General features: G+C 48.1%; 15 protein-coding genes and 1 tRNA gene. 12 read left to right on the top strand and 4 right to left on the bottom strand.

Features of this window, described 5'->3' with window-relative positions:
• Positions 1 to 2: 2 nt before the first annotated feature.
• Complete coding sequence (queA, locus tag EOE65_RS12905) at positions 3 to 1,049, bottom strand: tRNA preQ1(34) S-adenosylmethionine ribosyltransferase-isomerase QueA (protein ID WP_127694744.1); 1,047 nt, start codon at positions 1,047 to 1,049, stop codon at positions 3 to 5.
• 123 nt (positions 1,050 to 1,172) lie between these two features.
• Here queA and EOE65_RS12900 point away from each other — a divergent pair.
• Positions 1,173 to 1,259, top strand: a tRNA-Leu gene (locus EOE65_RS12900).
• Positions 1,260 to 1,338: 79 nt separating this feature from the next.
• Here the strand turns inward: EOE65_RS12900 and EOE65_RS12895 are convergent.
• Positions 1,339 to 1,515 (bottom strand): tyrosine-type recombinase/integrase, encoded by a 177-nt coding sequence (locus EOE65_RS12895; RefSeq protein ID WP_206052682.1) that lies wholly within the window; start codon positions 1,513 to 1,515, stop codon positions 1,339 to 1,341.
• Positions 1,516 to 1,764: 249 nt separating this feature from the next.
• Here EOE65_RS12895 and EOE65_RS12890 point away from each other — a divergent pair, with 249 nt between their 5' ends.
• The 11 genes from EOE65_RS12890 (at position 1,765) to EOE65_RS12840 (ending at position 12,026) form a co-directional block, all read left to right on the top strand.
• Positions 1,765 to 2,220: a Panacea domain-containing protein gene (locus EOE65_RS12890; RefSeq protein ID WP_127694743.1), complete on the top strand. Its 456-nt coding sequence runs from the start codon at positions 1,765 to 1,767 to the stop codon at positions 2,218 to 2,220.
• Positions 2,217 to 3,158: a hypothetical protein gene (locus EOE65_RS12885; protein ID WP_127694742.1), complete on the top strand. Its 942-nt coding sequence runs from the start codon at positions 2,217 to 2,219 to the stop codon at positions 3,156 to 3,158. Before EOE65_RS12890 ends, EOE65_RS12885 begins: the two co-directional genes overlap by 4 nt.
• Positions 3,159 to 3,189: 31 nt before the next feature.
• Complete coding sequence (locus EOE65_RS12880; RefSeq protein ID WP_127694741.1) at positions 3,190 to 3,966, top strand: hypothetical protein; 777 nt, start codon at positions 3,190 to 3,192, stop codon at positions 3,964 to 3,966.
• 551 nt (positions 3,967 to 4,517) lie between these two features.
• Positions 4,518 to 6,767: an EAL domain-containing protein gene (locus EOE65_RS12875; protein WP_127694740.1), complete on the top strand. Its 2,250-nt coding sequence runs from the start codon at positions 4,518 to 4,520 to the stop codon at positions 6,765 to 6,767.
• Positions 6,764 to 8,671 carry a sensor histidine kinase gene (locus EOE65_RS12870; protein ID WP_127694739.1) on the top strand — a complete coding sequence of 636 codons (1,908 nt, stop codon included), beginning with the start codon at positions 6,764 to 6,766 and terminating at the stop codon, positions 8,669 to 8,671. The genes EOE65_RS12875 and EOE65_RS12870 overlap by 4 nt, the downstream gene beginning before the upstream one ends.
• Positions 8,672 to 8,881: 210 nt before the next feature.
• Complete coding sequence (locus EOE65_RS12865; RefSeq protein WP_127694738.1) at positions 8,882 to 9,058, top strand: DUF1328 domain-containing protein; 177 nt, start codon at positions 8,882 to 8,884, stop codon at positions 9,056 to 9,058.
• A 42-nt stretch (positions 9,059 to 9,100) separates the two neighbouring features.
• Entirely contained in the window at positions 9,101 to 9,295 is a 195-nt protein-coding gene (locus EOE65_RS12860) for a hypothetical protein (RefSeq protein ID WP_127694737.1), read from the top strand.
• Between the two features lie 96 nt (positions 9,296 to 9,391).
• A complete protein-coding gene (locus tag EOE65_RS12855; protein WP_127694736.1) occupies positions 9,392 to 10,186 on the top strand; it encodes a substrate-binding periplasmic protein in 795 nt (264 codons plus the stop codon).
• A 296-nt stretch (positions 10,187 to 10,482) separates the two neighbouring features.
• Positions 10,483 to 11,067: a hypothetical protein gene (locus EOE65_RS12850; protein WP_127694735.1), complete on the top strand. Its 585-nt coding sequence runs from the start codon at positions 10,483 to 10,485 to the stop codon at positions 11,065 to 11,067.
• A 245-nt stretch (positions 11,068 to 11,312) separates the two neighbouring features.
• Positions 11,313 to 11,516, top strand: coding sequence for a hypothetical protein (locus tag EOE65_RS12845; protein ID WP_127694734.1), 204 nt, complete (start codon positions 11,313 to 11,315; stop codon positions 11,514 to 11,516).
• A gap of 204 nt (positions 11,517 to 11,720) precedes the next feature.
• The gene (locus EOE65_RS12840; RefSeq protein WP_127694733.1) at positions 11,721 to 12,026 is read left to right on the top strand and encodes a c-type cytochrome; all 306 of its coding nucleotides are present in this window, start codon (positions 11,721 to 11,723) and stop codon (positions 12,024 to 12,026) included.
• Positions 12,027 to 12,086: 60 nt separating this feature from the next.
• Here EOE65_RS12840 and EOE65_RS12835 read toward each other — a convergent pair whose 3' ends face one another.
• On the bottom strand, positions 12,087 to 13,031 hold the full coding sequence (locus tag EOE65_RS12835) for a flagellar motor protein MotB (protein WP_127694732.1): 945 nt from the start codon (positions 13,029 to 13,031) through the stop codon (positions 12,087 to 12,089).
• 16 nt (positions 13,032 to 13,047) lie between these two features.
• Positions 13,048 to 13,806, bottom strand: a complete 759-nt coding sequence (gene pomA / locus EOE65_RS12830; protein WP_127694731.1) for a flagellar motor protein PomA — start codon at positions 13,804 to 13,806, stop codon at positions 13,048 to 13,050.
• Positions 13,807 to 13,810 lie beyond the last annotated feature (4 nt).

The raw sequence follows: 13,810 nt of genomic DNA, 5'->3' as shown, positions 1-13,810 counted from the left end.
GCTCACGCAGCCTCTCCTTGATCGGTCTTGCGGCGAATACACATAGCATCGCCATAACTAAAGAAACGGTACTTTTCGGCTACCGCATCACGGTATGCCGCCATCGTATGCTCATAACCTGCAAACGCGCTCACAAGCATCATCAATGTTGACTCAGGCAGATGAAAGTTGGTGATGAGCAAATCAACGCTTTTGAACTCATACCCGGGGAAGATGAAGATATCGCTATCACCTTGATAAGGCGCGATCTCACCTGACTTACTCGCGCTCTCTAGTGAGCGCACGCTCGTCGTTCCCACGGCAACAACCTTATTTCCGCGCGCACGCGCGGCTTTCACAGCATCGCAGACCGACTGATCCACCTCGATATATTCCGAGTGCATCACGTGATCTTCAATCTTATCCACTTTAACCGGCTGGAACGTACCCGCACCTACATGTAAGGTCACAAACGCCTTGTGAACGCCCTTCTCATCGAGTGCAGCCAACAACTCTTCATCAAAGTGCAGGCCAGCAGTTGGAGCCGCGACAGCGCCCGGTTGCGTACCATAGACAGTTTGGTAACGCTCGCGATCTGATAGCTGATCCTCACGCTTCATATAGGGCGGCAATGGCATATGCCCATGCGCCTCTAGAAGCGAGAACACAGATGCTTCGCCCGCAAACTCCAACTCAAACAGGTTTTCATGGCGGCCAAGCATGGTGGCTTGAATTTCCCCCTCAAGCAGCAACACCGCTCCCTCTTTGGGAGAACGACTGGAGCGCACATGAGCCAAGACACGATGAGAGTCGAGCACCCGCTCCACCAACACTTCAACCTTGCCGCCAGACGCTTTGGTACCAAACAAGCGCGCGGGGATAACACGCGTATTGTTAAACACCACAACATCACCCGGATCCAAATATTCCAGAATATCGCTAAACTGGCGGTGTTCTACTGCACCACTATTGCCGTCGAGGCAAAGCAAACGGCTGGCTGAGCGCTTATCTAACGGATAACTCGCAATCAGCTCTTCAGGCAGCTCAAAATGGAAATCTTTTACCTGCATATTACCCTTCAACATGCGTTAAAAAAGGCGAACGATTGTACAACAAAATGTATTTTTTATCAGTGTTATTACAAAACCGTTGACGCGGGAGAAAAGCGCTCTATAATACGCCCCACGTTTTGAGCCAGAGTGGTGAAATTGGTAGACACAGGGGATTCAAAATCCCCCGCCCTTAAAAGCGTGCCGGTTCGAGTCCGGCCTCTGGTACCATGCCTTTCAATGACCTACGGAAATCTTCACCAAGGTCATCCAAGAAAAACTTATCTCGATGTCCACTTTATGACCACCCTCAACGGTCGCCTTTACATTCCAGTGGATTGAACTGTACAGCTTCATTCAAATGCTCAGGTGCTAAGTGCGCGTATCTCATCGTCATAGCAATGCCTTGATGGCCTAAGATCTTTTGCAACGTAAGCAAGCTCCCTCCATTCATAATGAAGTGGCTCACAAACGTGTGAACTAACATTTGCCCGTGCTTACAAAGTCAGGACGGCTTTTACCCTCATTCGCATCAAGCCCCCTTAACAAATGCCGATAACCCTAGATGTGCAATTAGCTTGTTGGCTATATGAGAAATCACACACACTTCAAAATGCGAGGATATAGGCGCCTATTGGCGTTATTTTTACTGTTTTTTAAGGTTACGGGTGCTAATATCCACTCGCTAGCATCAACGACTGTACTAAGCTTACAGTGAACAAAGACAGGAGGGCTTATGACTGCTACTGCACTACAAATTGCTAACGCTTTAATTCAGAAAGCTCACCAAGAGAACAATCCAATATCTAATATGAAGCTGCAAAAGCTCGTATATTTTGCTTACGGTTGGTACTACGCAATCAAAGAAGAACGACTATTTGAAGAGCCTATTCAGGCTTGGAAATATGGACCGGTTCTACCAGATCTTTACCATAAGTTTAAGCTGTATTTCTCCAACCCTATCCCTGTAAACCATTTTTTTGTGCCTGACGGACAGATCAGCGAAGAGCATCAAGAACTGGTAGATAAAATCTGGGAAGTTTATGGTCGGTTTACTGCTGGACAGCTATCTGATCGGACCCATATGCATGACACCCCGTGGGATAGGGCTTATCACCAAGGATTGAGTAACGTTCAGATCAAAGATGACGACATCAAAGAGCATTTTAAAGGACTGATGCAACCAGCATGACCAAGGGACACTCGTTTGATAACATCACGGACCAGATAGCTAACACCCCTAGTAAAAGCCAAGATAGCGATATTTCGTCACAGGATACTCCACTCCAGTCGGTATACGAGGAGCGAATTGTCGCCTTCATCGATATTCTGGGCTTTCGAAATATCGTTATTAACTCATCTGAACATATAACAGCCGCTGGTCGAGCAATCATCCCAGAAGCTCAAGAGACTGGGCTTGCTGCTAGGATTTACTCTGCTCTACAAATCAACCCAGAGTCGTACCGAGAAGCCTTTCAAGCGATTCACCGTTTGGATGAGGAAGATTTTCAAAGCTTAGATCTTCGTATCTCGACCTTCTCTGACAGTGTGATTTTATCCTCAGCAAACACAGAGCAAGACTTTGCTTATTTGATCCATTGCGTTTCTTTTATGGTCAGGGAACTGATACGTAACGGTTTTCTGACTAGAGGCGGTATAGCGCTTGGAGAGGTCTACCATGTAGACCGCTCCAAACAACAAGAAATTCAGGGTATTGAAAGGGTATTCGGACCTGCCTTCATTAAAGCTTACGATCTCGAAAGCAGGCATGCCGGGCACGCAAGGATCATCTTATGTAATGCAATGTGGCAACGAGTTAAGGGCTGGACCCAAGATGAAAAATTAACCAGTTGTCGTTACTGCGATTATATCAACCAACTCATCAAACGAGATAGCGACGGTCCTGCCAAGATCCATACCCTGTATCCTTACATTTCTGCATTGGAAAGTAAGGAAGACATTACAGAAGAGCTTACAGAAATCAAAAACCGAATGGAAAGCGTCCTTTCTTACTACACCGAAAGCCCAAAGGTATTCAGCAAGTTGGCTCGCTTTGCAAAAGAATACAATAAAATGATCAAAGATTTTGGTGAAGCTAATTTAGCGATTAGTGACTATCACCTGCCCTGATCCAAGGTAGATTCAGTAAGGAATAGGTTAAATGGATTGGACTTGGAAGAACATTGCTGACAAAACCCTCAACGCCATTACTTTTTCAGCTGAGAAGCTAACTCAACTATTGTGTTTGATATTGCAAAAGTTGAGACCTTTCCTTTCTGCCATGTCCGGCCCAATACGTCAGCGTATCGTAAATGCAGCCCTGCTAATCAAAAGCAGTCAACGAATCTTCAATGTAATCGCCACCGCTTTTTTTCTGATGACCCTTATTAGCGGTGTCATATGGGCTATGGGGAAGGACATTGAACCTATAGCTTTTACATTAAGCATGTTGGCATCCGCATTCTTTGGTATGCCTCACCTCGCTGAGTTTATCGTTCCTTCCCGAAAGGCAGTTAAGGATATGACTCACAATGAGCTTTTAGAATTGGTTAAAACATCTGATCCGAAAAATGAGTGGCAAGGGATCAGTAATGATTGGGTCAGTGAAGTTTTTCTGAAAGAAGATCCTCGTCTTCGCTTTAGGGCTAAGTATTCTGATGAGGGTGTACAGAACGAAGACTATAAGGATCCTTGGGCTAACAACCATCCAGACCCAAGAGCTACAGGTTATTGGTACGACCTGTTCTATGACGGCAACCTAATTCAACGTTTCGTATTGGTTGCAGTGGATGGTGCTAGAGCTGAAATACCAGCTCCCGATTGGCAGACCGGCAAGATAACCAAGATGCATTATCAAGTGGCTTTGATTAACGACTCACTAGGTACTGTTGATGAATACATCCGTCGCTCAAGCTTAGAAGTTGATCTCGATAGCTGAACCCAATTGTAGGAAGTACATTTCTGGTACATATCAAATATCAATGAAAGGCAACAGAAGTCATCTGCCGGCCTTATCTACAGCTGTAAAAATCAGAAAAACTCAACGCCTTGCAATGTAATTCATTAGGTCGCAAGCGATTCAAAATCCCCCGCCCTTAAAAGCGTGCCGGTTCGAGTCCGGCCTCTGGTACCATACCTTTATCAAGTTGATAAAGAAGCGCTGAAAAGCGAACAGAAAGCGGCACGATGAGTGGCCGCTTTTTTTGTGCCTGTCAGTTGGTCTTAAGCTTCTCAAGCCAAGCACTTCGGTGCTGTTACAAGCTTTCCTCTTTTTGTTGCAACAACCACCTTCGTGCTGCTCGTGGAGCACGCAATTACTACTCACTTCCCAAAATCACACTACCGCTAATTTTCGAGCTTACAAAACTGAAAAATCTGGACTAGATTTATTAAAGAATTCACGAACAGGCGCTTCTTTCGCGTTTGAGTTAGAGAGAAGCAAGCAGTGCCTAAAGTTACGAGCCCATAAAGGACAAGGCACGCACAACAATGACTGACCATAAAGACAGCTTGTTTGAATTTTCAACGGATGAAAGCAGCCTAGAGCATAGCAGTAGCTCATCAACCATCTATAAAATCCTCAGTGTCGAGGATGACCACACCTACCAAGCCGCTCTGCTACACGGTTTAAGAGGACTTCGTTTCGAGGGTGCCACGCTGCACATCTTAACGGCTAGCTCAGCGGCCCAAGCCGCCGATATTTTAGCGAGCAATCGCGACATCAGCGTTATTCTGCTTGACGTTGTTATGGAGGACGATGACGCAGGCCTTCGTCTCGTTAGCACAATACGTGATGACCTTAGTAATAATGAAACCCGTATCGTGCTGCTAACCGGACAACCGGGCTTTGCTCCAAGGCAAAGCGTTATGCAGGAGTATGACATTAATGAATATTGGCAAAAGTCAGACCTGACGGCTGAGAAGCTCCGTACGGTTGTCATTAGCAACCTAAGAGCTTGGCGCGCCGTTCACGAGCTAGAGGTAGCGCGCCAAGGTTTACAAATGTTGGTATCTGCATCGCGTAGCCTGGCAGCTAAAACAGATTTAAACCTCTTTTGCGATACCGTTTTGTCTGAAATTAGCCGCATCATTGATGCTACCCGTGGTGGGATTGTTTGTGCCCGCCACCATCTAGATGACACACCGCAGAATAACCGTGTGATTGCGCGCTCTGGCTCTTTCGGCCAGCATGAGCAAGCCAAAGAGTTTGCCAGTGCGAACCTGTCTAAGCGTTTGCAGGCGTTATGGCAGAAGGCTTTAGCATCACGCAGCCACCAGTTCGACTCTCCCTACAGCGTGCTCTATTTCGACACCAGTGAGATTGACGGCTACTGCTATATGATGGCGGTTGAGTCCTCACACCCGTTATCAACCCAGCATATTAAACTGTTGCAGGTGTTCAGCGAAAACGTGAGCAGCGGTTTCAACAATGTTGCATTGATTAATCGGGTTTCCAAACTAGCCTACCAAGACACCAGCACCGAACTACCAAACCGCACATGGTTACTGCGGGAGCTAAATAGCATGAGTAAAGCAGAGTTCAAAGACCATGCTCTGCTCTCAATTGAGGTGCTAAATTTCAGTGATGTAGCGCTGATGGGCGGCAGCGAGCTATCAATTCAGCTAATTGAAGCACTTTGCCGGACCGTTCGCCGATCATTGCCGCACATTAGACTGGTGGCACGCACTCGGGATGATCTTCTATGTGTGCTCCTCAAACGTAGCGAGATGCCTGACGCCCCCAGCGCGATTTCACTGACTGATCTGCATCTCGCCCTTGGCAAGCTCGAACTACATGTGCAGACGCGCATCGTGGCGATGGACCTAGCGATGATACGCCGCGAACAAGTCGATGACGCATTGCCTCTTATCGATGCAAGTCTCATCGTTACTCGGCAGCGCCAACTGTCTTATCTTGTCTTGGAGCCACGCCTTCGTGATGAGATCGTGCAGCGTTACAAATTATTGCAAGATTTGAATGCAGCGCTCGAAAACGACGCGCTATTTCTGATGTTGCAGCCGAAAGTGCATTTGAAAAGCGGCCGAGTTGTCGGATTTGAGGCCCTTATACGCTGGCAGGATAACAGCGGGCATTTCATCCCACCTGACCAGTTCATTCCGGTTGCGGAAGCCGTTGGGCTCATCGGAAAAATAGATCAAAAAGTGTTCGAAATGACAATTTCTGCAGCAGAGCAGCTCTATCATCTCGGGTATCAGCTCCCCGTCGCTTTCAATGTGACCTGTGCAGACCTCACTACCCCTCAGTTCGTTTCCAACTTATTAGTAGCGATCGAGCGCATGAGCATACCCACCGATATGTTGGCACTTGAAATCACGGAGTCGCAGACAGTAGCAGACTACGAGCAAGTGAATCCGATCTTAAGCAAACTCATCAAGTTGGGTTTATCGGTCAGTATTGATGACTTTGGTACGGGCTACTCGTCACTGGCCCACCTGACGAACTTGGCGGCCACCGACCTAAAAATCGATCGTAGCTTTGTGGATGCCATGCAAAACGGGAGTAACGGAGAGCATGTTGTGGAGATGATTATTAAGTTAGGTAAGCGCTTTGGCTTCGATATCATCGCCGAAGGTATCGAAACAGAGCAGCAACGCAACATGCTAATTGAAAAAGGCTGTATGTTTGGCCAAGGCTACCTTCTCGCTCGCCCGATGCCTCTACAGCAGGTCATGTCCTGGTTGGCGCTGCAACCGCAAATAGAGCAGGCCACGGTATGATGCTGACGTTAACGCTACGCACATTACGATTTCAGATGTTCTTAATTTGGTTGATGATAGCCAGTGCGGCCTTGTTAGCCGGTTGGCTGGTGTATGATCAACAAGTTAGCCAAAAAGAGCGCGCCGCGCTGGCGACCCAAGAAGACAAAATACACCATATCTCTGCCCTACTAAATCGTGAGTTAGGGGAGCTTCGAGACATCCTTCATTTGCTGCGTATTGATACACAGGTTGCCACCGGGTTAAGAGCAGCCCACGCGCTTCAGCCGCAAGACGTTGCTCAAGGCTTTGTGCGCTTTGGCAAAGCGATAGAGCATTTAATGCAGATCCGCTGGCTTGATGCTTCTGGGGTGGAACAAGTGAGGGTCGATATCGATTCCGACCACGGCCCCAAAGTCATTGCTAGCGATCTACTCCAGCCCAAAGGCCACCGCTACTATTTTATGGAAGCGATGAAGCTGCCTAGCGATACAATTTACCTGTCGCAAATAGATCTCAACGAAGAGCGCGGCCAGGTGGTTTTGCCACACCAACCGACAATCCGAGCGGCGCTACAAACAGGCAATGGCGACCAGTTAAGGCCGGGGCTTCTTATTGTAAATTATTCGCTCGGCAAGCTTCTTCGGACCGCAGAGCAGTTCAGTGATACAACAACAGAGGTGCAACTCGTCGACGAAAGCGGCTTCTGGTTGCTGCATTCGCGCCCAGAGATGCGCTGGGGCCAACAACTAAATCCAGAAAATAATATTAGAATTCAACAAACGATGCTTTGGCGGGCAATGCAGAGCACGCCAACAGCTGCCGCGAAACGGTTTAATGGTGAGCTCATCAGTTACCGTAAAACCACGCTCCTTACCGATGAGTCACAAGCGCAAAACCGACACTTTTACATCATTACCAAAACACCGGCTTCGGTGGTCAGCGCCTACAAAAAAACGGCTGCCGTACGCGCGCTAATATTAGGTGCAGTGCTTCTGCTTATCGGCACGTATCTGCTTGCTCGAGAGTACCGGTCACGGTTATCGCTGATCGATATGACATCCCAGCTGCACCACGAAAACGAGCGGCTTGGGCATGCAAATCGCAAGCTCGACAATGCTCTGAGAACCCAGCGACGCCTGCAGGATGATCTTGTCGAATCGCGTAAGCTCTCGGCTCTTGGGATGATGGTTGCCGGCATTGCCCATGAATTGAATACACCTATTGGCAGCGCACTTTTAACCGTAACAGATCAGCAGCAAGGCCGAGACGAGTTAGCGCGTGCGGTTCATAGCGGCTTAACACGCCAAGCGTTGCTGGATTATCTACATCATAGTGAGGGCCTGACTCTCGCTAAAACAAGCCTAGAACGGGCTGCAGAGCTAATCCAGAGCTTTAAGCGTATGGCGTTTGAGCGTATGCAAGACGATCCTGCTGCTATGCAGATTGCTCAAGTTGTGGATGATCTCGCGCGCACCTTGCACCCGCATCTCAAGCATACGAAGATCACGCTACACAACACCGTGCCAACCGAGCTAACAATCGTAAGCTTACCCGGCATTCTATCGCAGGTGCTACAGAACTTAATAATCAATGCCGTCAGTCACGGATTCGAAGCACACCAGGTGGGAGAGGTTACCGTGAGTGCTTCGGTAGACGCTGAAGGCAGCTATGTCGAAATCATGGTAACGGATAATGGCAAAGGTATTTCGGAAGAACATATATCAACCTTGTTTGACCCCTTTGTCACGACAGGGCGCGACCGAGGTCATACAGGGCTAGGACTACACTTAGTTCACCTCTGGGTACGCCAGAAGCTAAAAGGCACGGTCGATTTCACCCCGTCATCGACAGGGGGTGCCGCGTTTATTATTAAAATTCCAACCGATATCAATAACGCAGCCCAAAATACGCCCCATAGTTAAGCTCAACACTCACACAGGGCACACACGCTCTGTGTGAAGTTCCTGCCGCACAGCATGTAAAAATTGCAGTACTTATGAGTTCACAGCTGATCTCTAACCAATATAAATCAAAAAAAACAATAAATATCAACGAATTAAATAAAGTGGCACGGCTCTCGCTATATGTTACTCGAGTTCACGGTTTAATCATGACATTCGGGAGATAGAGCTATGTTAGGTTGGGTTATTACATTTCTACTTATCGCTTTGGTTGCTGCTGCTTTGGGCTTCGGTGGAATCGCAGGTACGGCTGCAGGAATTGCAAAGGTGATCTTTTTTATCTTCATCGCGCTGTTCATCATTTCGTTGGTCGCTAATGCACTACGTGGCCGCGGTCCTAAGGTTTAAACCCGAGACCTGCAGCAAACTTTAATAGATAGGAGACTTGAGATGAGTATTTTAAAGAACGTAACGCACTATATGTTGATTGGCATTACAGCGTTGAGCTTGGCAGCTTGTAATGATGGTAAGGCGGAGCGCGCGGGCGAAAAAATCGACGAGGCTGTTCAAGATGCAGGCAACGCGGTTGAAGATGCTTGTGAAGAGGTTAAAGAGAAAGCAAACGCAGAGGATACTGACTGCTAGGCCATATTTTGGGGGCGATGCCCCCTCCCCTATCGCTCACTTTTGGGTCCCCTAGTCTATACTTTTTTAAGGCGATTCATTCACTCAGGGGGATTCATGATGATGCGCCATCAGCTCGCCAGCCTAGCTATTGGGATCACAATATATTCAACAGGGATCGATGCTCGAGTATTGCGAGTTTGCCATGAAAACCAGAACTACCCGCCCTACCTCAGCGCAACATTATCCACAGACTCAGATTCTCAGCATAAACAAGGCCTGCTTGCAGACTTACTCAACGCATCAGCTCAACAGCTGGATATCGAAATCGAATATATCTCTGCACCGTGGAAGCGCTGCATCCTGTTTATGAAAACGGGCTCGGTCGATGCGCTGCTTTCAGCCGTGCATGACCCTAGCCGAGAAGCCTGGGGGGTTTATCCCAGACAGGGCGGCCAAATCGACCACTCTCGACGCCTCTGGACTGTTCATTATCGCTTATATCATCATCAAACATCTCCGCTAACATGGAACGGTGAACGGCTAAGCCATAACAGTCTGGGTGTAGATGCTCCGCCGGGCTATAAAATCCATAAGCGTCTCAAAGAGATGGGAGCACTGCCGGAACTTAGTCATTTGCCAGAACATGGCTTTCGAATGCTGCAACATAAGCGGCTAGATGGATATGTACTCGAAGAGGAAACCGCAAAGCAGCTGATAAAACGCGAGGGCATGGATAAGATCGTGCCCGCTCAGAAGGTGTTTTTAGAAGAAGATATATTCCTACCCTTCTCACATCACTGGTTTTCAGAGCATCCGCAACTAGCAGATCAGCTTTGGAATACCCTCGCCGCACAGCGAAGCGCTCAAAAAAACCAGCTATCAAAAACTTACCAAATTTCAGATCAATAAATAGACGTTTATCAGTGCCGCCCAGTACATCGAAGACGAGCCTCTTTCTACAGTCGTTTTCACACACTTATCCACAAAAATTGGGGATAGTTTTAGCCGACCCCTTCCCAGCCACCAAGCCATAGCGTTTGAAACAAAACGCAGCCTAGATCACCAAACGCCCCCCGAGCCGCTCAATAAAATTCGTACAAGCGTTTGAATTTAAATCCGGCTTTTTATTTATTTGTTAAGGATTTATTTGGCTAGAGGCCAATAATATGGCGCCCCAATGCGAATCAAGCCCTCAGGAGTCCAATATGTCTATTTTCAAAGGTCGTTTGAAAAACCTTAATGAAGAGCAAGGCTATGGTGTTATTTCAACACCCGATGCGGCAGGCGAGGTGCGTTTTGATTTGAAAGATTTAGAGCACTACGGCACGCCATGGATTGGAGAGAAACTCGTCTTCTCACTCAAACCCGGTGTTGACGGGCACTTTCGCGCTGTTCGAGTTAAACCCACCGCCACGGCGGTAGGGAACGTGCGAATCAACCGTATCAAAAGTAGCGAATACGCATATGTGCTTATCCCCTTTATCGGTGCACTCATCGCTTGTACGTTCAGCGTTATCCCCTTGCTGCTGTATATCAGCATGTCTTTACTCGCAGGATATGTGGTAACTCTGAACCAACACCACCAAAAGCGCCGTGTTAATAAGCACTCTGTTGCGCTGGCTGCGATTGAAGCACTGGGTGGCTGGCCAGGCAGTGTACTATCCAAGCGAGCCCTGAACATCGGTTACCAGAATCGTAAGTTCGCAATCTTCTCGTTAATCAATCAGCGCCTACACATCTTGTTATGGGCTGGCGTAGCAATCATGACTATTGTTTCGATTGTCAGTTAATTTCGGTCCCCGCATGGCTTGGTCTGATGGCTCCTTTCAGGCCGAGCCAACTTTTTATCGAATTTAACTTTCCATGGAACTTTTCCCGCCTAAACAACCTCTTATAGTTACCCGCAACATCCCACAGGGACGGCAGAAGTCAGCAACTCGCGCCAGCTCGAAACTGAGTTTGCAACGCCGAGATGCCATAAAACTGTCATATTCATTGGGCAATATGTGAGAGTAAATTAACAGAGGATATAAAGATGGATCACCATCAATTAAGCGCACAGCTGAAGCAGTTGCTGAAGCGCGGCTACTCGATCGATGATGCCAAGCAAATGATAACTGCACCAACAACGATGCTAGAGCAAGTTGTTAGCGAGTATTTAGCAGAACAGGCTATCGCACAACGCAATATGGTTAGCCAACAAAACCAAGCTAACTATGCAATGGGGTTACGCTACTAGCGTGTAAGCCCCTCCTTTCACCGAAAAAAGCCTGCCCGTGCAGGCTTTTTTAATGCTTGTTGATTTCTATCAATCCATTCATGTGGGCCTTCATTCAGACTGCAAATGATAGCCTGCTAAGGTCGTTTGTATTTACATCATCCCAACGCACGACCTAAACTGTTACCAGTTGACACTGTGAGCATATATTAAGGAACAAGAACCATGAAAAAAATTATTTTAGCGGCAGCTGCCGCAGCAATGCTTCTTCCAGCAGCAGCGAATGCAGAACGTACTGGCGCTGAAGTGTATCAGTCTAAGTGCTTTGTTTGTCACGCATCTGGCGTTGCAGGCGCACCTAAACTAGGTGATAAGGCAGCATGGGCACCGCGTATCGCTAAAGGTGAAGACGCTCTACTTGCAACAGCGATCTCCGGTGTCGGCGCTATGCCTCCAAAAGGCACATGCATGGACTGCTCTGACGCTGAACTTAAAGCATCCATCACATACATGATTGAACAGTCAAAATAAGGCTGTCATGTGAATAAAAAAGCCGTCGTAAGACGGCTTTTTTGTTGGTTTCAATCCCTATTAAAAGATCTCATTCGGCGCCAGCCGCTCACCTTCAGAATCGTTTAGGCCTCGTGCTTGGATCTTCTCCAGTAGCTCTTTATCTTTGCCTCGCTGGATAACGATCTCGACACGGCGGTTAGTGGCACGGTTCGCTGACGTATTGTTTGGTACTAGCGGCTTCGTATCAGCATGCCCAATGATCTGATAGCGCGCTTGGTCGATACGAGGGTCGTCAAATAGCTCTTCAGCTACGGCGAGCGCTCGAGCCATCGATAGATCCCAGTTAGAGTTAAACGCACGCCCTGAGTACGGCACATTGTCCGTATGACCTTCGATGGATACGTTGCTATCTAAACCCAGCAATACGTCGCGGATCTTGGCCATAACGGGGATATAGGCAAACTTCAGCTCCGCTGAGCCAGATGCGAATGAGCCTTTCTCTTTCACTCGGATAATGACTTTTCGCTCACTCGTTTCAACTTCCACACTGCCATCACCGATTTCGGTCGCTAACGCTGTTGCAAACTTCACCGCTTGCTCTTTAGCTTCTTGCTCAGCCTCCTGCTGCAGCTTTTGCAGTGCCTCAGCTTCACCTTCCCGTTTATCTTGGTTTTCCGCTTCCCCTTCCAACGAGCGTATATCCAACGTATTCATATCGTTGTTAACGGTCATTTGGCGGACTTCATTTAGCGGAGTAGGCTCAGGGCGACCGGGGCTAAACTCCTGTGCAATGATCGATGTACCTTTGGGGACATCTTCCACCTTAATCTGGTTTTGAACACCAAACGCTTCACGCATTGAACCTGCCAACTGCTTGAACTTCAGTACATCCATCTCAGAGAAAGAGAGCAGCAGTACGAAGAAGCACATGAGCAGTGACATCAAATCTGCGAATGTCGCAAGCCAGCCGGGGAGGCCGGCGGGACAGGGAGGACAGCCTTCGTCTTCTATATCGTCACTCATTACTCGTTATCCTTGCCTAGCCTTCTGACATCACGCGTTTTTTCTCTGGGAGGTAGTTACGCAGCATCTGCTCGATAACACGTGGGTTCTGGCCAGCTTGAATCGCCAACAGGCCATCAATCGTTAGCGCCTGATTGAGTGACTCCTCATCTTTACGTGCGGCCAGCTTATCGGCCATCGGCAATACAATCATGGTAGCGATCATCGCACCATACAGCGTTGTCAGCAGGGCGACCGCCATCGCAGGACCGATCGATTTCGGGTCACTCATGTTGGAAAGCATCTGCACCAGACCGACCAGCGTCCCGATCATCCCCATCGCAGGAGCAACATCACCCATCGCAGCAAATATTTTGGCGCCAAACTCATGTCGGTCGGTAGTGAGTTTCATCTCTTTATTCAGCAGCATTCTGACGATATCTGGATCGTGGCCATCCACCAGCAATTGGATGCCCCGCTGCATAAAATCGGTGCTTACTGTTTTATCCTCAAGAGAGAGCAACCCACCTTTACGCGCAGCATCTGCTAACTCAACGGTTTCACTGATAATGTCTTCTGGGCTTACCGACTTAAACATGAACGCTTTACCCGCGATCTTTCCGGCCCCTAAAAACTGCGCCAACGTGAACTTCATCAGCACGACCAAAATGGTACCGCCGACCACGATCAATAACGAGGGAGGGTTAATGAAGACACCGATATCACCACCGGTAACCATCGCTGCGATGACAATACCAAAACCACCGAGCAGTCCAACGAGTGTGGCTATATCCACTTAA

The organism is Neptunomonas marina, assembly GCF_004005935.1.
GTDB classification, from domain to species: Bacteria; Pseudomonadota; Gammaproteobacteria; order Pseudomonadales; family Balneatricaceae; genus Neptunomonas; species Neptunomonas marina.
The sequence above is the reverse complement of the archived record's forward strand: the minus strand, read 5'-3'. Positions and strand labels throughout refer to the sequence as shown.